General features: G+C 37.0%; 15 protein-coding genes. 4 read left to right on the top strand and 11 right to left on the bottom strand.

What is annotated here, in order from left to right:
• Nucleotides 1-34: 34 nt before the first annotated feature.
• The gene (locus ACFQ13_RS12365) at nucleotides 35-184 is read right to left on the bottom strand and encodes a hypothetical protein (protein WP_181858339.1); all 150 of its coding nucleotides are present in this window, start codon (nucleotides 182-184) and stop codon (nucleotides 35-37) included.
• Between the two features lie 172 nt (nucleotides 185-356).
• On the opposite strand from ACFQ13_RS12365, the gene ACFQ13_RS12360 reads away from it, so the two are divergent.
• Both ACFQ13_RS12360 and ACFQ13_RS12355 read left to right on the top strand, forming a co-directional pair.
• On the top strand, nucleotides 357-1988 hold the full coding sequence (locus ACFQ13_RS12360) for an ABC-F family ATP-binding cassette domain-containing protein (RefSeq protein WP_386117763.1): 1632 nt from the start codon (nucleotides 357-359) through the stop codon (nucleotides 1986-1988).
• Between the two features lie 400 nt (nucleotides 1989-2388).
• Complete coding sequence (locus ACFQ13_RS12355; RefSeq protein ID WP_386117761.1) at nucleotides 2389-4374, top strand: YgiQ family radical SAM protein; 1986 nt, start codon at nucleotides 2389-2391, stop codon at nucleotides 4372-4374.
• A gap of 19 nt (nucleotides 4375-4393) precedes the next feature.
• Here ACFQ13_RS12355 and ACFQ13_RS12350 read toward each other — a convergent pair whose 3' ends face one another.
• From ACFQ13_RS12350 to ACFQ13_RS12330, 5 genes are all read right to left on the bottom strand, one after another.
• Nucleotides 4394-6310 carry an adenylate/guanylate cyclase domain-containing protein gene (locus ACFQ13_RS12350; RefSeq protein ID WP_386117758.1) on the bottom strand — a complete coding sequence of 639 codons (1917 nt, stop codon included), beginning with the start codon at nucleotides 6308-6310 and terminating at the stop codon, nucleotides 4394-4396.
• A 9-nt stretch (nucleotides 6311-6319) separates the two neighbouring features.
• Entirely contained in the window at nucleotides 6320-6814 is a 495-nt protein-coding gene (locus tag ACFQ13_RS12345) for a hypothetical protein (RefSeq protein WP_386117756.1), read from the bottom strand.
• Between the two features lie 212 nt (nucleotides 6815-7026).
• Nucleotides 7027-7608: an HD domain-containing protein gene (locus ACFQ13_RS12340; RefSeq protein ID WP_386117754.1), complete on the bottom strand. Its 582-nt coding sequence runs from the start codon at nucleotides 7606-7608 to the stop codon at nucleotides 7027-7029.
• Complete coding sequence (locus ACFQ13_RS12335) at nucleotides 7608-8498, bottom strand: YitT family protein (RefSeq protein ID WP_386117753.1); 891 nt, start codon at nucleotides 8496-8498, stop codon at nucleotides 7608-7610. The genes ACFQ13_RS12340 and ACFQ13_RS12335 overlap by 1 nt, the downstream gene beginning before the upstream one ends.
• Nucleotides 8499-8538: 40 nt before the next feature.
• Nucleotides 8539-8679 carry a hypothetical protein gene (locus ACFQ13_RS12330; protein WP_386117751.1) on the bottom strand — a complete coding sequence of 47 codons (141 nt, stop codon included), beginning with the start codon at nucleotides 8677-8679 and terminating at the stop codon, nucleotides 8539-8541.
• 174 nt (nucleotides 8680-8853) lie between these two features.
• Between ACFQ13_RS12330 and ACFQ13_RS12325 the strand changes: the two genes are divergently transcribed.
• A complete protein-coding gene (locus ACFQ13_RS12325) occupies nucleotides 8854-9093 on the top strand; it encodes a hypothetical protein (protein ID WP_386117749.1) in 240 nt (79 codons plus the stop codon).
• Between the two features lie 287 nt (nucleotides 9094-9380).
• On the opposite strand, the gene ACFQ13_RS12320 is transcribed toward ACFQ13_RS12325, so the two are convergent.
• From ACFQ13_RS12320 to ACFQ13_RS12305, 4 genes are all read right to left on the bottom strand, one after another.
• On the bottom strand, nucleotides 9381-10460 hold the full coding sequence (locus ACFQ13_RS12320) for an HpaII family restriction endonuclease (protein WP_386117748.1): 1080 nt from the start codon (nucleotides 10458-10460) through the stop codon (nucleotides 9381-9383).
• Entirely contained in the window at nucleotides 10457-11722 is a 1266-nt protein-coding gene (locus ACFQ13_RS12315) for a DNA cytosine methyltransferase (protein WP_386117746.1), read from the bottom strand. The genes ACFQ13_RS12320 and ACFQ13_RS12315 overlap by 4 nt, the downstream gene beginning before the upstream one ends.
• A gap of 102 nt (nucleotides 11723-11824) precedes the next feature.
• Nucleotides 11825-14677, bottom strand: a complete 2853-nt coding sequence (polA, locus tag ACFQ13_RS12310) for a DNA polymerase I (RefSeq protein ID WP_386117745.1) — start codon at nucleotides 14675-14677, stop codon at nucleotides 11825-11827.
• Between the two features lie 318 nt (nucleotides 14678-14995).
• Nucleotides 14996-15256 (bottom strand): hypothetical protein, encoded by a 261-nt coding sequence (locus ACFQ13_RS12305; protein ID WP_386117742.1) that lies wholly within the window; start codon nucleotides 15254-15256, stop codon nucleotides 14996-14998.
• Nucleotides 15257-15531: 275 nt separating this feature from the next.
• On the opposite strand from ACFQ13_RS12305, the gene ACFQ13_RS12300 reads away from it, so the two are divergent.
• The gene (locus ACFQ13_RS12300; RefSeq protein WP_386117740.1) at nucleotides 15532-16944 is read left to right on the top strand and encodes an aldehyde dehydrogenase family protein; all 1413 of its coding nucleotides are present in this window, start codon (nucleotides 15532-15534) and stop codon (nucleotides 16942-16944) included.
• A 36-nt stretch (nucleotides 16945-16980) separates the two neighbouring features.
• Here the strand turns inward: ACFQ13_RS12300 and ACFQ13_RS12295 are convergent, their stop codons facing one another.
• Nucleotides 16981-18654, bottom strand: coding sequence for an MFS transporter (locus ACFQ13_RS12295; protein ID WP_386117738.1), 1674 nt, complete (start codon nucleotides 18652-18654; stop codon nucleotides 16981-16983).
• Nucleotides 18655-18708: the final 54 nt, after the last annotated feature.

Below are 18708 nucleotides of genomic sequence, written 5' to 3'. Positions count from 1 at the left end.
ATACGCTGCAAAATTACTTCAAAATCTCATACGTCTATGCTTTAAGACGCTTATTTTTCTTTTCTTGTTTTTGTTGATAAAGGGCATAGCCTAATACAGCCATCTCTACGCCAAGAATGACCATTTTAGCTTTTTTACTTTTTGTGAATGCGCTGGTTACGCCTAATAGTTTTGTAATAATCATAAGGTTTGTATTTAAATGAATTGAATAAGGACTTTAAAATTACAGGATTACTGTGGTAAGACTTAGCTTTATCGGGATGAGGATTAACTGAAATGCCTTCTGATATTATTTTAGAGACATATAAAAATAATGCCTTACCATTTAGTAGTTTTGCAGCTTTAAAATTTAGAATATGATTTCAGTCGATAATTTAGCCGTAGAATTTAGTGGCCACACCCTTTTTAGTGAGGTCTCTTTTACGATTAATGAAAATGATAAAATTGCCCTGATGGGTAAAAATGGTGCCGGAAAGTCGACCATGATGAAAATTATTGCCGGGGTGCAAAAGGCCACTCGTGGTAATGTAAGATGTCCTAAAGACGCCGTTATTGCGTATTTGCCACAGCACTTGCTTACCGAAGACGATACCACGGTTTTTGATGAAGCCTCTAAGGCGTTTAGTCATGTGTTTGAAATGCGCGACGAAATGGAAGCGCTTAACAAGCAACTTGAAACCCGTACGGATTACGAGTCTGAAGCCTATATGAAAATTATTGAACGGGTGTCTGATTTGGGGGAGAAGTACTATGCCTTAGAAGATGTTAATTATGATGCTGAAGTAGAAAAAGCCTTAAAAGGTCTTGGGTTCAAGCCTGAAGATTTTACAAAACAAACCAATGCTTTTTCTGGAGGTTACCGTATGCGTATAGAGTTGGCTAAAATTCTATTACAAAAACCCGATTTAATCTTATTAGATGAGCCTACTAACCATATTGATATAGAATCGGTGATTTGGTTGGAAGACTTTTTGGTGAATAAAGCCAAAGCGGTTGTAGTAATTTCTCACGATAGAGCTTTTGTAGATAATATTACTAACAGAACGATTGAAGTTACTATGGGGCGGATCTACGATTATAAAGCTAATTATACCCATTATTTACAATTACGAGAAGACCGCCGTGCGCATCAGATTAAGGCTTACCAAGAACAGCAAAAGTTTATTGCAGATAATATGGCTTTTATAGAACGGTTTAAAGGCACGTATTCTAAAACCAACCAAGTATCCTCTCGCGAGCGTATGCTAGAAAAATTAGAGCGTATTGAGATAGACGAAATTGATACCTCGGCTTTAAAACTACGCTTTCCACCGAGTAGTCGTTCTGGAGATTATCCAGTAACGGTGAAGGACGTGTCTAAGTCTTATGACGATCATGTGGTGTTTAAGAATGCCAATATGTCTATTGCCAGAGGAGAGAAGGTTTGCTTTGTAGGACGAAATGGTGAAGGAAAATCGACAATGATCAAAGCCATTTTAGGTCAAATTGATGTAGAAGGGACTTGTAGTTTAGGACATAATGTAAAGGTGGGCTACTTTGCCCAAAACCAAGCGGCTTTGTTAGATGAAAGTTTAACCATTTTTCAGACCGTTGATGAAGTGGCGCAAGGCGATGTTAGAACGCAAATAAAAAGCATCTTAGGAGGTTTTATGTTTAGAGGTGATGATATTGATAAAAAAGTCAGTGTGCTTTCTGGAGGTGAAAAAACCCGATTAGCCATGGTGAAATTATTATTAGAGCCAGTGAACTTATTGATTCTGGATGAGCCTACAAATCACTTGGATTTAAAATCTAAAGACGTCTTAAAAACAGCACTTCAGAATTTTGACGGTACCCTTGTTTTGGTATCTCATGATCGTGATTTTCTACAAGGATTATCTAAAAAGGTTTTTGAATTTAAAGACCAACGTGTTATTGAACATTTTGAAACTATTGACGCCTTTTTAGAACGCAATAGAATTGAGAGTGTTAAAGCCTTAGACCTATAGCTTAAGCGTTTTAATAACCAAACTATAATTTAAAACATCGTGTATTGAAGGGTTGGGGTTCTACATAAGCTTCATTTTCAATACGCGTTTTCTATGTTTAACCTAACTTGAGCTAAGAGTTTATAACCTGCGTTTTTAATGTCCATATTATTTGTACCCAAAGTCTCTTAGCGTACTGCGTTAGTGATGGAGGCCTTTATTGAAGCTCTTTTGTTGTGGTGGCGCATATGCCACAACAAAAAGCGACGGCCGAGAGCACGACCAAAGCGTTAACGAAAAGGGGAAACGCCAATTTGTTTTGGCTGTTGAAACCTTTTCGGTATAAGCGTGGTAACGCCCAAAATAATGACCTTAACGTTTTCTAATGCCTTAGCGGCAATATTTTAACTACTTTTGCACGGTGAAGAATGAATTACAACTTTCAGATTGGTTGCCTACCACAAACAAAGAGGTAAAAATACGCGGATGGGAAGCGCTTGACGTTATCCTGTTTAGCGGCGATGCGTATGTAGATCACCCTACTTTTGGACCTGCCGTTATTGGCCGTCTCCTAGAGAGTTTTGGCTTACGTGTGGCTGTTGTACCGCAACCAAACGTTAATGATAATCTTCAGGATTTTGTAAAACTAGGGAAGCCAAGATTGTTTTTTGGTGTCACTGGTGGCTGTATGGATCCTATGATTAGTAACTATAATGCGAATAAAAAGAAGCGCGATAAGGATGCCTATACGCCAAATGGTGATATTGGTTTTAGACCGGATTACGCCTCTACCGTTTATAGTAAGATTTTAAAAGAAAAATGGCCCGATACCCCTGTTTTAATTGGTGGTATTGAAGGTTCGTTACGCCGTGTTACGCACTACGATTTTTGGAGCGATCAGTTGATGCCTTCCATTTTGGAAACGTCTAAGGCCGATATGTTGGTGTACGGTATGGGAGAGCAACCCCTACGTGAGATTGTACGTTTGTTAGAGAAAGGGGTGCCTTTTAATAGCATTAATACGGTTAACCAAACGGCAGTACTGCTTAATGAAGCCGATAAAATTCCGAAAAATAGCAATTGGGAAGATGTTGAAATTGCCTCGCATGAAACTTGTTTAAAGGACAAAAAGAAGTACGCTTCTAATTTTAAAGTCATTGAGCAGGAGTCTAACAAATTAGCGGCTCGACGTATATTTCAGAAAATAGGTGAGAAGACCTTGATGATTAATCCGCCATACCCAACCATGACGGAAGCGGAAATTGATGCGTCTTTTGATTTGCCTTACACCCGATTGCCACACCCAAAATATAATAAGCGTGGACCAATCCCGGCTTTTGAAATGATTAAGTTCTCCATTAACATTCACAGAGGATGTTTTGGAGGCTGTAGCTTCTGTACCATTTCTGCACACCAAGGGAAATTTATTGCCTCGCGTAGTCAGGAGTCTATTTTAAAAGAAGTGGATACGGTTGCGAATATGCCCGATTTTAAAGGGTATTTGTCTGATATTGGAGGGCCTAGTGCCAATATGTATCAGATGAAAGGGAAGGTACAGTCTATTTGCGATAAGTGTGTGGCGCCAAGTTGTATTTCGCCCGTAATTTGTAGTAATTTAGATACCTCTCATAAGCCGCTAACGGAATTATACCAGGCGGTTGATAAACACCCGAAGGTTAAGAAATCGTTTATTGGATCTGGAATTCGCCATGATATGTTGGTGCCAGAATTTAATAAAAATGCCGATCCTAAGGAATTGGATGATTACACTGAAGAGGTGATGACCAAGCACGTTTCGGGACGTCTTAAAGTAGCGCCAGAACATACGAGTGATCCGGTTTTAAAGCTAATGCGTAAACCGTCGTTTTCGTATTTCCATAAGTTTAAAGAGCGCTTTGATAAAATTAATATTAAGAAAGGCTTAAAGCTGCAGTTGATTCCGTATTTTATCTCTAACCACCCGGCTTGTGAGGTTGAGGATATGGCCAATTTAGCGGCGGAAACTAAAGATATGGGCTTCCAGTTAGAGCAGGTGCAAGGGTTTACACCAACGCCGATGACGGTAGCCACAGTTATTTATTATAGTGGATACCATCCCTACACCTTAAAAAAGGTGAATACGCCTAAAACGCGTAAGGAAAAGGAGGAACAGCACCGTTTTTTCTTCTGGTATAAGGATGAAAATAAAGCTTGGATTAAAAAGACCTTAAATAAAGTAGGTCGTCAAGATCTACTCAATGTTTTACTCCCTGAGAAAACAGAAAAATGGCGTAAAAATAAACCGAAAGGTGAAGCTAAAAATACCTTTAATGATGCGGTACCTTTTAATCAGCGTAAGCCTGAGGATAAAGTGCGTTTTAAAGGGAAAGGGAAACCCAAGAAACGAAATAAGAAGAAGCGTCGTTAAGCGATGACGCTTTCTTTTTTTATAAACCAGCCTTCTGTCCGTTCATAAACGTATAGAAGGTTTTTTCTTTTATACCTTTTACAAAGTACATATGTAATTGGCCTTTGTTTTTAACCTCAATTTCTCCACGGTGTTCACAGTCAAAAGCAGCTTTAATTAATTGATAAGTGTTTTCGGCAATATTTATTTTTCCGGGGATGGAATTCGATTCCATTCGTGAGGCCACATTTACCGTATCGCCCCAAATGTCATAGGCAAACTTTTTTGTGCCCACAACACCGGCGACTACAGGACCTGTGTTGATGCCAATACGAATATCGAAATGCGCAATATCCGGATGATTTAACTGTTTCGTCGCTTCGGTAAATTGAAGAATCTCAAAGGCCGCTAATGTCATTTTTATGGCATGATCTGTGGTTGGGAAGGGTAAGCCTCCGGCACACATATAAGAGTCGCCTACGGTTTTTATTTTTTCTAGTTCGTATTTTTCTATGATGGTATCAAATTCTGAAAAATAATAATCCACACTCTTTACTAATTTCTCTGGGGTGAGCTTTTCAGAAAAGCTGGTAAAGCTTTTAAAATCCGTAAATAAAACGGTTACCGAATTGAAGCGTTTGGCCTCGACTTTACCTTTGGTTTTAAGCTCGTAGGCTGTTTCTTCGGGTAGAATATTGAGTAATAGGTTTTCTGAACGTTGCTTTTCCTCTTCAATGATAATTTTGGTTTTAGTGATGTATTTGTTACGTCTGTATAACCCAAAGGCAATCATTAAGATTAAAAACAAAGCAATGATGGTGGCAATGGCGAGATGCTGTCTGTTCTTATTTTGTTGGTTTAATAAAGCGACTTGAATATTCTGAACTTTTTGCTGTTGGGTGAGCAGGTCTACTTCAGTTTGTTTTTTTGAAACTTCAAAGGCGGTCCGTAAATCGCCCATTTTTTGCACTTTTTCAATATTGGCCACACTATCTTTAAAGGCGACGTGTGCTTTAAAATGTTGTAAAGATTTCTTGTATCCGCCTTGCTGTTCGTATAAGAGCGAGAGTTGCAGATTAGCATCACTTATTTGCTCTTTTAGGCCGTATTTGTTGGCTAATTTCAAGCTTCTGTTGGCATAGGCTAAAGCGGCGCTTCTGTTGGATTTAGCGGCATAGATGTCGGACATATAAATGAGGTACACCGAAATGGGGTAGTGCAATTGCAGATCTTCTAAGAGGTTAATGGCTTCATTGATATTGGCTTCGGCTAAATCGTCCTTCCCTTGTTCGGCATAGACCATTCCCATATTGCCTAATACAAAGGCGTGCCCTTCTAAAGAATTAATTTTACGGAATAGGAGCCCCGATTCCATAAAACATTCCATAGCCCGATCGTAGTCCTTCTCATTAAAATACGCATCGCCTAAGTTTAATAGGCCGTTGGCATAATTTTCAAGATCATTTTCTTGCTTTAGTAAATCGAGACCTGAGGTGTAATATTTTACGGCATTTTCATGATTACTGGTAATGGAATACACATCAGCAATAGAAATATGGGCCAAACCGAGGTTGCGCTGGTTGTTGTCTTTAACAGCCCTACGGGCCGCTTTAAAATAACTTTCTAAGGCTTGGGTAAAATCGCTTTTTAATCTAAGCGCAGCGCCTTTGTGCATATAACCTTGAAACAGCAGATGGATAGAATCTAAGGCTTTGGCGTTTTTTATAAATACGATACTGTAGTGTAGCTTTTTTTGTGGATCGGGATGGTTTTGAGCCAATTCATTGAGAAGCGCCAGTTTTTCTTCTTTAGAAAAGTTGTTATTACTGTATTTAATTTCAAGAGGATGCGTTTCTAATTTTTCTTGACTGATGCCCAAGGCAGAGAGGCAAAAAAAACCTGCAAGCAAACAGGTTTTTAAAGACGTTAAGAACAAACGTGCGGCCTTGAGTTTCATTTTAGAAGATTAGGGTTTAACGGTTATTTTGGGGTCAATACGGTAGTTGCCACGTTTGCGGTCTTCATTATAAACCGTGATTTTAATGGCGTATTTTTGAATACGACCCTGAGTACCTGGGTTTACCTCGCCAATCACCACTTCTGGTGTTTGGCCATTGCCGTGTAATATATTTCTATCAAAGACGTTTTGGCCGCCTTGATGGTTTATAGATCGGATATTAACAATATCGCCCTCAGGATTGGTACTAGAGACCCCTCTCCAAATAATCATATCTGATGGCTTGACCTCAATATTGAAATCTTCAATATTACCGGTGGAAGTGGTGATGTCTCCGTTTGGCGCTTCCGAAGTAAAATAACAGACTCCTAATTTATTTTGATTAGAAATCTTGTCGGTTTCAACATGAATGGTGATGTAGTAGAGGTCTTGGGCAAACAAGTTGGTTACATTAAAAATCAGTGCAACAACAAGCATTTGAAATAATCGGTGCGATGTTTTCATGAGTTGATTAGTTAGAATGAATTAATAGTCACGACACTCAAACTAAAGGTTTAATTTGAAAATCGTTTGGCGTACACAGCTCTAAGTAGAATAGGTTTGTTGTTCTTTGAAGCGTCTGATGAAGGTTACTAAATATAGTGAATAATTAGTTGTAAATTGCTGTTATTGCGATTATTAACGTAAAAATAGTTAAAATTATACGCCGAGGATGCCTAACGTGTGGCTTCTAAACGTGCTAAATTTTTATTTTTTCGGAACGTTTTATAGCGTTTGCAGTAGGCGGTGTGGTAGTTATGATTTTTAATAAATGCGATCTGAATGTTATGCCATTCGGTTTCACTCAGATTTGGATTAAAATGCAGTAATTCTTGGTATAAGGCTTGGCTTATGCTTGGGTAATTAGCGGTGGCCAAATATTCTAAATCGGCATCGGCTAAAATTTGTTCTAACAAGGTTTTGGGATTTTGTGGAATTTTGGTCGCCATGATCATTCCGCAAATCGTGTTGATCTCTACTTCCGAAAACCCATAGGCCTTTAATTGTTTTGTGGCCATGGCACAACCTATCTTTTCGTGCGCTATATGCGATTTTGTAAAACCAATATCGTGGTATAAAGCGGCAATTTTAACTAAGGTTAAATCGGTAGTATTCACCTTTTCTTTTTCAGCAATATACTGGGCTTTTTCATACACATACAAGGTGTGTTGGCTGTTATGGTAGGTGTAATACTCCGGTAGGTTTTCGTTTAAATAACGAATAACAGCATTGCATATGGTAGAGAGACTCGGTTTCATTAGTGTCCAGTTTTTCTGCTAATCAGGCCGCCATCGACTTCATTAATATTTTGTATAAACATAAAGGCTTTGGGGTCTGCTTTGGCTATGGCTTTTCGCATTTTATGAACCTCTAGTCGGGTGACCACAGTAACAATAACTTCGCAATCGTGTTTGATGTCGTAGCTTCCAGGAAGGTTTCCGCGTTCGCCTTTATAGATGGTGATGGGTTTGTTGAATTGATTTACGATAAGTTCTTTAATCAGTTGATCGTTGGGGGAGATGATGGTTAGGGAGATTAATTTTTCGAAACCATCGACCACATAATCTGAAATTTTTAAAGCTGTAAAAAAGGTAATAATGGAATACATGGCTTTTTCTAGACCTAAGAAAAAGGCAATAATTAAGAAGATGGTGGTGTTAATGGCCATAATGATTTCGGTAGTGGTAAGTCCGAATTTGGTATTGGTGTAAGCCGCAATAACTTCTAAACCATCAATAACACCGCCGCCTCTTATGATTAGGCCAATGCCAAGCCCTATAAAAACGCCGCCAAAAACAGCCACTAAAAAATGATCTTGGGTGACCGTTGGGACGGTTAACACACTTAAGAGTAGGCCAAGGAATACCAAGGATATAAAGGTGTGGGCCGCAAAGTTTTTTCCGAATTTTTTATAACCGATATAAACAAAAGGCAGGTTGAGAAGTATTAAGGGAATGGAAACATCGATGTGGTAAAACTCATGAATAAGAATGGAAATGCCTAGGAGGCCACCATCTAAAAAGAGGTTAGGGATCATAAAGCCTTTAATGGCAATTACCGTACAAGAGACGCCAATGATTTTTAAGAGTAGGGATTTAAAAGAAAGAACAGATCTGAGGTCTAAGGGATTTAAATGACTTTTGCTCATGAGATGAAGATTAATTAATAGCCTTGTAATCTTTACCTACCTAATTTAAGCATTTATTTTTAAAGTTGTTGGTTTTTAGGGGTTTATGCGGGTTAGATGGGGTTTGTCCAATTGATAATTTAGCAGCATCATTCCAAAAGTAATGCGGCATAGGTTCACTAAGTTCCCAATTAATACTCATTGGTTTAGAGCCATAATGGTCTTTCGGTGTGCCTTCTCCAATAAAATCATACTCTAAACTATTACCAAATTCATTTTTTGCTTTTCACTAAATATTGTATTTAAGTGTTTGATTGTTATGTTTTTAAGTTTGTTTTTCTTATATTTAAGTATGTAGAAACGAACAATAAAAAATATGTATTTAAGTATAAATGAAGAAGAAAAGCTAAGACATCCATATTACAAAATTATGGATTTGAGTAATGATAAACTTCAAGTTGAATTGAATTCTTGGTCTCGGTTGGATTTAATTGAGTGGTTGACTTGGAATGATAGAAATGGTGTTTATCAAGATGAAGATTCTTTAAGAGAGTTTAATAATATTTTAGGTAAAGAAGAAGCTATTACTATTATTACAAGGCAGATTTTAAAATAGTTAAATGCTACTGATTTTATGTTGATCACAATTAATTTTAGTAGTATGTCGAGTTGACATAATTATGTTAATTAAATAGAAAAAGGCAAATTGTGAAATTATAGATACTTGATAGCGGTTAATACTTAAAATAATTATCTATTAATTAATTTGTTAAAAAGTAAATATTTAAGCTTTCAATAATTGTCATTTCCAACTAACTAAAGATTTGGAAGTTGGTGAGAGCGATAATTTTTGAATTATATTATTGTCTATACAAATTAAAAAATATTTAGTTCAGATGTGGTTTATTTTATAAATCTTATTTGTAAATTAAGTTTGAAATAATATTCGCCTTTTTCTTCATAAATAAAACCAAAATCATGTCTTTTAGAACTTGCTGTCTCTAATTTAGTATTGTTAAATAAATAATCTTCAAATTGATTTTTATTGTAAATATGGTAACATAAAACGTCGCCATTTTCCTTTATTATTAAATAACCTCCAGTTGCATCATATTGACCAGTCCATACTATAGAGGGCATCATTCCTAATGCAATATCTGTTAAAAATCGTTTAATTTTATATTCGTAAAATTTATGTTCGTTAGAAATATCGAAATTGAGTGGATTTTGAGAATTTATACTTTCAACTAAATCAATAATACTTGATTTTTTACTTGAATAAAACTCATATATAATTTCGGATAAAATTTCAGGTAATCGGCTATCTATAAGAATTAAATTATTTGAAAATATTTGTCTTTCTGTTTTAATAAAATTAAATAAACCTCCTAAATCTACAATAGAATTAATTCTATCCATTATTTTACTTCTAGAGGAAATAGCATTAATATCTTTTACTTGTGATTTTGTGAGTTTAATATTTGAAATTTTGAAAATAAAATTAGTAGTTTTTCCTGCATTAAGTAGAGTAGAAGGATTTCCTAATTGTGACTTTATGCTAAAACCTAAAGTTGGTTGTTGATTTGTTATTTGGTCATGAACAACGATTGTAATATCTGTTTTTGCAGTGGAACTTGCTTTTAAAGAAAGACAATTAATAGACAGCATAAACTCTTCAATTTCTGGCACTGAAAAGGTTGTTTTATTATTTGTTTTAATCTTTTCAAGTAAGAATTTTGCTTTTTGTTTAAATTCTGAAATTGCAATTTTCAAAACTGCTTCTCCTCCTGAAATAAGAATAATTTCATCTTCAATTGAATATTCAAAATTCCCGTTATTTTCTGTTCTTAAAACACGTAAAATCGGATAAACGATTCCTTCTAACTTTTCAATGTCTTTATTTCCAAGAAATAATTGTTTATCACCTAGAAGTTTGAACAGGGTATAGATTTCACTCCATTCTCCTATGTTTCCAGTGATCATATATTCTTAAGTTTTTCAATTATTTTTTTTGCAGTAGCTTGGATTGCAGGAACAGCTACAGAATTACCAAATTGTTTGTAGGCTTGAGCATCAGAAACTACAATTTTATAATTGTCTGGAAAACCTTGTAATCTTGCCCATTCTCTTGGTGTCATTTTTCGAATACCTTCCTTGTTTACTTCTCCAGTGATATTAGTTACAGGAGTGAAATCTGTTAATCTAAAATCGTAGACTAAATTTCTTTCACGTCCCATTCCACCACAAACAACAGCGTTAGCAATTCCATTATTTGGTATGATTTCGTAACCAAATCCATTACCTTTACTCGCGTGTCGTGCTTTGTGATTTCGTAAAGTGTTTATATATGTTTCCGATAAATAGTACTTTACTGAAACTGTCTGGTTCTCTAAAATATTTTCAAGTGTTACTTTCTTTTTAGCAGGGTTTGGATAATCAAATTCAGTTATATTTAAATCTTTTCTAAAGCCTACAATAAATATTCGTTCCCTGTTTTGAGGAACTCCAAATTCCTTAGCGTTCATAACTTTTGGGTCTGGTACAAAATAACCTAAATCTTCTCGCAAAACATTTAGAATTGTAGCTAAGGTTTTTCCTTTATCATGACTTCTTAAACCTTTGACATTTTCAAGAAAAATTGCTTTTGGTTTCTTGTCTTTTATTATTTCAGCAACATCAAAAAACAGTGTACCTCTTGTGTCTTCGAAACCACCTCGTTTCCCAGCGATTGAAAATGCTTGACAAGGAAATCCAGCGCACAAAACATCAAATTCATTGGGAATATAATTTTTAGTTGATGGTTTGGTTATATCTCCAAAAGGGACTTCTCCAAAATTTGCTTTATAAGTTAACTTTGAATATTTGTCCCATTCGCTCGTAAAAACACATTTACCTTTAAGGTTTTGAAATGCCAATCTAAAACCCCCAATACCTGCAAAAAGATCAATAAATTTAAAATCAGGTTTTTTTGGCGCAGGAAAAGGTATATCTTCTTGTTGAAAGATTAAATATTGAAGAGCTTCTTCAGCTGTCTTATCAGATACATCTACATCAGGATATTTGTATTCAAGTAGATTTTTTACATGTTCTAATGCATCAGTTTTATAGAATTTAGAAGCTTTATTTTTTTGATTATGCAAATAATGTGTAAACGCCGCTTCTGTATCTTTTTCAGATTCTATAAGTCTTATTTTGAATTTTTTATCTTCAAAATTTTCAATCGATATTTTTTCTTTTAAACTCACTTAAATAGTCTATAAATTAAAAATGCAAGTTAAATAAAAATTGTTATTGTAGTTATTCTATAACTGTGCATTGAAATACTTGTTATTACTTCTGTTAAGTCCTTAATGCGCCTCCAACCAATTCAAACCAGTATCCACTTCAACATCCAACGGCACTTCTAATTTAAAGGCATTTTCCATTTCCGTTTTAATTAAGCTGGTGAGTTCTTCAAGTTCAGGTTTGTAGATATCAAAGACCAATTCATCATGCACCTGTAAGAGCATTTTCGATTTATATTGACCAGCTTCCAGTTTGTTATAAATATTTATCATGGCAATTTTTATAATATCGGCAGCAGAGCCTTGGATAGGTGCATTCACAGCATTTCGTTCTGCGGCACCTCTAACCACGGCATTACGGGAGTTGATGTCTTTAAGGTAACGACGACGCCCTAAAACCGTAGACACATAACCATGATCTCTTGCAAAATCGACTTGCTTACTCATATAAGCTTTAAGTTTTGGGTAGGTCTCGTAATAGGTATCAATAAGTTCTTTGGCTTCACCACGCGATAAATCGGTTTGGTTGCTTAGGCCAAAGGCCGAAACGCCGTAGATAATTCCGAAGTTAACCGTTTTAGCATTGCTACGTTGTTCTCGGGTTACTTCTTCTAACGGAACACCAAAGACTTTAGAAGCGGTAGAGGCATGAATATCCTCACCATTTTTGAAGGCTTCTATCATGGTTTCTTCTTCACTTAAAGCTGCGATGATTCGTAGTTCAATTTGGCTATAATCGGCAGCGAGTAAGGTATAGTCTTCGTTGCGTGGCACAAAGGCTTTTCTCACCTGGCGACCGCGCTCCGTACGAATTGGAATATTCTGTAAATTCGGGTTGTTACTACTTAAACGTCCTGTGGCAGCAACGGTTTGCATATAATCGGTATGCACACGTCCTGTCGCCTCCTGTACTTGTAAAGGTAAGGCGTCTACATAGGTGCTTTTTAGTTTGGCAAGCCCTCGGTAGTCTAAGACATTCTGAACAATTTTGTGCTCCTTAGCCAAGTAACTCAGCACATCTTCTGCGGTAGAATATTGTCCGGTTTTGGTTTTCTTAGGTTTGTCTACCAATTTCATTTTTTCAAATAATATAATCCCTAATTGCTTTGGAGAGGCAATATTGAATTCTTCGCCGGCAGCCGTATAAATCTCTTGTTCTAAATTTTGAATGTCGTTATTTAAGGCTTCGGAAAGGGAGTTTAAAAAGTCCTGATCCAGGTTAATCCCTTCCAATTCCATAGCCGCTAAAACACGAAGCAATGGAATTTCAATCTCGTCGAATAATTTTTGGGTATTGGCTTCGCCTAATTCATTCTGAAAATGAGCAGCGAGCTGAAGGGTGATATCTGCATCTTCAACGGCATATTCGGTAAGCTTTTCTAACGCAACATCCCGCATAGACAATTGATTCTTACCCTTTTTACCAATAAGTTCTGTAATAGAAATTGGCGTGTAGTTGAGGTAGGTTTCCGCAAGTACATCCATGTTATGGCGCATATCGGCATTAATTAAATAATGGGCCAACATGGTATCAAATAATTTGCCTTTAACCTGAATGTTGTATTTGGCTAAGACTTTGATATCGTATTTTAAATTCTGACCGACTTTTTCAATGTTTTCCGATTCGAAAAAAGGTCTGAAAACTTCAATAAGCTCTTGGGCGTCGTCTTTAGTTTCAGGAAATGGGACGTAAAACCCTTTTCCGGTTTCCCAAGAAAAAGCAATACCAACAAGCTCTGCTGTTAGCGGATTTAACCCGGTAGTTTCGGTATCAAAACAAACCGATGTTTGTTGCATTAAGGTCTTTACAAAAAGCGTTGTGGCCATTCCTGGAGCTACACTTTGGTAAAAGTGCGAGGTGTTCTCGGCAGTTTTACGGGTTAGTGGGGTTGAACCATCGGTCGCTGAAGCTTCGCCACCACCAAATAATGAAAACTGACCTGCACCGGCATTAGCACTCGTGTTTTCTGCTGCTGCTGGGGTCGAAGCCTTGGTTGTTGTGCTGCTACTTGTTTTTGCTGTGGCCTCTGTTGCTGAGGTAAAGGTTTTAGTAAAATTATCGATTAAACGTCTAAACTCTAAGCCTTGAAAAATCTCAGTGACTTTAGGGATATCGGGTTCAGACATTTCAAAATCTTCGGCATTAAATTCTACCGGAACATCGAGCATAATCGTGGCCAGCTGTTTCGATAATAAACCGAGTTCTTTATTAGCTTCAATTTTCTCTTTCATCTTGCCTTTAAGCTCATGGGTATTGGCAAAAAGGTTTTCCATAGTCCCATAAGCGGCTAAAAACTTCTTTGCTGTTTTTTCACCAACGCCTGGTAAACCTGGAATATTATCAGAGGCATCACCCATCATGCCTAAGTAATCGATAACCTGAATAGGGTCGGTAACCTCAAATTTCTTTTGTACTTCCGGAATTCCCCAAGTTTCATAACCACCACCAAAAACAGGACGGTACATAAAAATATTCTCCGAAACCAATTGGGCAAAATCCTTATCTGGTGTCACCATAAAGGTTTGGTAACCTTCTTTTTCGGCTTTTTTAGCGAGCGTTCCAATAACGTCATCGGCTTCAAAACCTTCTTTAACCATAATAGGAATATGCATGGCTTTTAAAATCTCATAGATATAAGGCACGGCCGTTTTTATACCTTCAGGCGTTTCATCTCTATTGGCTTTATAAGCTTCAAAGAGTTCTACACGATCTGCACTTCCCCCTTTATCAAAACAAACAGCTAAATGATCGGGACGTTCACGTTTAATGACATCTAAAAGGGAATTCATAAAACCCATGATGGCGGAGGTGTCTTCTCCTTTAGAATTTATTCTTGGGTTCTTTATAAAAGCGTAGTAACCTCTGAAAATTAAAGCATAGGCATCTACTAAAAATAGGCGTTTTTTATCTGACATTATATGTGTTTTGAAAGGACTTCAAAACTACGAAAAAGTTAGCAGACCGATGGCGCTTTTAAAGGCTTCACCTGTATTTATTTCCGAAGCTTAGCACTTCTGCAAGTCATGAGGTTTTTATGGGTTTTTCAGAAATAACAAGGCCTTTCTAATCCTAATAGAAGGGAAGGTCTTAACTGTGGGGATTTTAAAGTGTTGTAGCCTTGGGAGACGTAAAGGTGTTTTGGAGGTAGTAATTTAACTTTCTTATAAAAACAAGAGCATAAAAAAAGCCGAAACGTAAATTTCGGCTTTTAGATATATGTTAAGGTAAATCGATTAGCAAAGTTTTACTGTTTTTACTTTAATCTGAAGACTTTTTCTGTACGCTTTAATACTAATAATAGCCTTACTTTTTTTACGGTTCATTTTAATAACCTTAGCTTTAATCGCAGCAGACATATCTATAGTTTTCGCTTCGGTGTTTTCAGCTTTTTTAGTGTCAACAACTTCCGTCTCTGTAAGAGCAATAGATTCTTGCTGTGCATATCCTGCGAAAGATAAGGTTAAGAATAATAAGATGAATAAAGCGTTTTTCATAATTGTAAGTAACAAGATTGTTTTAACTTCGGGTCAAAGAAACGTAACATTACACACCTTGTTGAAATTTTTAGATGAAAACAATCGATAAACGGTTAAGTGGAAATGGCTCGTAAAAAACATCGATGAAATACATAAAATGCGCCTATAGCCCTTTAAAAACGCTTTTATTACGGTTAAAGGTGTTAGTTTCTTAGATGAAATACACTTTTTTGAAGCGCATATCGATAAAGTGCAATATTTAAGTTTGAAGCCCCAAAAAATAGTGGTCATTTATGGAAGATTTTAAGGATAATCCCTACTTTGAATTGTTTTGCAAACAGCAAGAAAATCAGTTTTATATAGGGAATCGTGATTATAAAGCACGAATAGCCGTTTTAGATGCCTTGCACCAGGCTATTGCGGTAACGTATAGAGAAGCGATTCAATTGGCCTTGCAAAAGGATTTAGGAAAACCAGTTTTGGAAACGGAGTTAACCGAAATCTATGCCATTATTGGGGACATTAAACATGCCAAAACGTATTTACACCGTTGGATGCGGAAACAGAAAGTGGCCACACCTATGGCACTTTTGGGCTCGCGTTCGTATATTCGTTATGAACCTAAAGGTGTCTGTCTTATTATATCGCCCTGGAATTTTCCATTTAATTTAACCTTTGGCCCCTTAATATCGGCAATTGCTGCGGGGAACACTGTTGTGATTAAACCTTCGGAAATGACACCTCAGTCGTCTGCCTTAATGGCCAAAATTATTGAGTCTATTTTTCCTGAAGATGAGGTGGCGGTGGTTCAAGGTGAAGTTGAAGCTTCCACAGCCTTGTTAGCTTTACCGTTTCATCATATATTCTTTACGGGATCGCCTCAAGTAGGAAAAATTGTGATGAAAGCAGCGGCCAAACACCTTAGCTCCGTAACTCTAGAGTTAGGCGGAAAGTCACCAACTATTGTAGATAAATCGGCGAACCTTAGTCGGGCGGCAAAAAAAATAATGTGGGCTAAGTTTCTTAATTGTGGTCAGATCTGTGTTTCTCCAGATTATGTGTTGGTGGATGCCTCTGTAAAATCAGAATTTATTGCGGCCTGTATAACCTGGCTTCAACATTTTTATGACAACCAGCCTAAAGCCTCGTCGTCTTACGGAAGGATTGTAACAGAAAAACATTTTGATCGTTTACAAACCTATTTAGACAATGCTAAACATTTAGGCGCTACGTTTGAAACGGGAGGTGAAACCGATAGGGCGTCAAAATATATGGCACCAACACTTATTTCAGACTTAAAGCCAGAAGCTTTGCTTTTAGAGGAAGAGATTTTTGGTCCCATCTTGCCTATTGTTAGCTATGAGAGTTTAGATATGGCCCTTGCCTATATCAATGCGAAACCAAGACCTTTGGCCTTATATATTTATAGTGAAAATAAAACAACAACCCGTAAAATTATCCGAAACACAAGGGCAGGAGGGACTTGCATTAATAATAGCGTGTTGCATTATGCCAACCATAATTTACCCTTTGGAGGGGTAAACCATAGTGGTATTGGTAAAAGTCATGGATTTTATGGCTTTCAAGCTTTTAGTAATGCACGATCTGTAATGACGCAGTATAGTTTTGGGATGACGGAGTTTTTATTTCCACCGTATACCGGAATCAAAGAACGCTTAACGCGCTTTACTATTAAATGGTTTTAAGGCTAAAGCCGATAATTGGTTGATGTTGCTAATGTTTTAGTATCTCACACCTTGTTTGTCTAACACACGTTTAGTTCTAAACGCGTAGAATAATAGATATGCAAAACAAGCCACGGCCATCCAATATGAAGATTGAATGCTAAAGACATCGGCTAACTTCCCTTGAACAGGTGGGATAATAGCCCCTCCTAAAATCATCATAATTAAAAAGGCAGAACCCTGAGAGGTATATTTTCCTAGACCTGCTATACTTAAGGTGAAAATACAAGGCCACATAATAGAACAGCATAAGCCGCCACTTAAAAATGCAAATAAGGCAATATTTCCTGAAGAGAATAAGCCAATAAGCATGGCTAGGATTCCTAATAAACTAAATGTTTTTAAGGTCTTCACGGGATTATCTTTGGCAAATAAGAATCCTGCGATTTGTACGGCAATACAAATTCCGAAGTAAAGAATTTCATTTAAGGTAAAACTGTATTTTACCAAATTAGCGAGTAAGATTACGGCAAAGGCTACATAAGGGACAACAATTAATAAGACTTTCTTAAGGCCTTTACTTGGATTAAACACGGTAATGGCACCTACCCAACGGCCAATCATCAATCCGCCCCAATATAAAGAGATGTATTTTCCCAATTCCGAATCGTTTAAAACGGGAAAGCCAAGGGCATTTAAACCAGTGCCCTCAAAACCTTGTTTTAAGAGTTCACCTAAATTACTTCCTATCGTCACTTCAACCCCAACATAGGTAAAGATGGCGAGCATCCCTAAAACCAATTGTGGGTATTTCATGGCGCCCCATCCTATTGGGTTTTTAGCGGCACTGCTATTGGCTACAAAAACCGTAGCAATAACCGCAAACAAGGCAATAAATAGGATAAGGAGTCTCGTGTGTTCCAACTGATCTGTGGCTACAGCATCTCCGGCATAAGTGCTAAAAATATAACCGAAGCAACCGATAATAATAAGGGTTAATAGAATTAATAGGTTTCTTGCTTTATTGGCAGGCTCAAAAGCGGTGTCAGATTTTAGTGCCGGTAGCTTTTTAGAAAAATGAAATAGTGCGGCTGCGGTTAAAAACAAGGCACCAACACACATATATAAGACTTGTACGGTAACTAGGGTGATTTCATTAGAATTAATTTTTTCGGCCAACTGATCGGTAGACCAAGAGGCAGTACCAAAAATGGCTAAACTTACTACGATAGGCCCTATTGTGGTTCCGAAAGAATTTATACCTCCGGTTAAGTTTAAACGGTGCGATCCGGTTTTAGGATCACCAAGCGCTACCGTAAACGGATTGGCTGCCGTTTGCTGTAAAGAAAAGCCTAAAGCCACAATAAAAAAGGCAATGAGTACCAAATAGAATACCCCAGTTTGTCCTTGTTCGGCACCTGCGGTTACCGGAAACATCACAAAGGCTCCAATGGCAGAGAGTAATAAACCATAGACAATACCATTTTTATAACCCCAGTTATTTAAGATGTCGCGCTTCACAGCACTAGACATTACAAATAAGGAAAGCGCTCCTATATAATAAGCACCATAAAAGGCGAAGTCTACCAATTGCGATTGGAATTGGTCGATATTAAAATAGGTTTTACAAAACGGAATAAAAACACTGTTGGATGCCGCTATAAATCCCCAAAAGAAGAACACTGTACATAAGGTTGCTAATGCCGATTTGTTATTTTGATTACTGCTCATTCTATGGGGTGTTTGTTAAGTGGTCTAAAGTTAATATAAAAGTGAAAATACACT

It is taken from the genome of Winogradskyella rapida (genome assembly GCF_042675845.1).
Lineage (GTDB): Bacteria > Bacteroidota > Bacteroidia > Flavobacteriales > Flavobacteriaceae > Winogradskyella > Winogradskyella rapida.
Note: the sequence above shows the minus strand (reverse complement) of the source record. Positions and strands in the feature narration are given on the sequence as shown.

Bases quoted from the DNA above. Each gene is read 5' to 3' on its own strand.
- ACFQ13_RS12365 (WP_181858339.1), bottom strand. From the start codon at position 184: ATGATTATTACAAAACTATTAGGCGTAACCAGCGCATTCACAAAAAGT.
- ACFQ13_RS12360 (WP_386117763.1), top strand. From the start codon at position 357: ATGATTTCAGTCGATAATTTAGCCGTAGAATTTAGTGGCCACACCCTT.
- ACFQ13_RS12350 (WP_386117758.1), bottom strand. From the start codon at position 6,310: ATGAAACTCAAGGCCGCACGTTTGTTCTTAACGTCTTTAAAAACCTGT.
- ACFQ13_RS12345 (WP_386117756.1), bottom strand. From the start codon at position 6,814: ATGAAAACATCGCACCGATTATTTCAAATGCTTGTTGTTGCACTGATT.
- ACFQ13_RS12340 (WP_386117754.1), bottom strand. From the start codon at position 7,608: ATGAAACCGAGTCTCTCTACCATATGCAATGCTGTTATTCGTTATTTA.
- ACFQ13_RS12335 (WP_386117753.1), bottom strand. From the start codon at position 8,498: ATGAGCAAAAGTCATTTAAATCCCTTAGACCTCAGATCTGTTCTTTCT.
- ACFQ13_RS12330 (WP_386117751.1), bottom strand. From the start codon at position 8,679: ATGAGTATTAATTGGGAACTTAGTGAACCTATGCCGCATTACTTTTGG.
- ACFQ13_RS12325 (WP_386117749.1), top strand. From the start codon at position 8,854: ATGTATTTAAGTATAAATGAAGAAGAAAAGCTAAGACATCCATATTAC.
- ACFQ13_RS12320 (WP_386117748.1), bottom strand. From the start codon at position 10,460: ATGATCACTGGAAACATAGGAGAATGGAGTGAAATCTATACCCTGTTC.
- polA (WP_386117745.1), bottom strand. From the start codon at position 14,677: ATGTCAGATAAAAAACGCCTATTTTTAGTAGATGCCTATGCTTTAATT.
- ACFQ13_RS12305 (WP_386117742.1), bottom strand. From the start codon at position 15,256: ATGAAAAACGCTTTATTCATCTTATTATTCTTAACCTTATCTTTCGCA.
- ACFQ13_RS12300 (WP_386117740.1), top strand. From the start codon at position 15,532: ATGGAAGATTTTAAGGATAATCCCTACTTTGAATTGTTTTGCAAACAG.
- ACFQ13_RS12295 (WP_386117738.1), bottom strand. From the start codon at position 18,654: ATGAGCAGTAATCAAAATAACAAATCGGCATTAGCAACCTTATGTACA.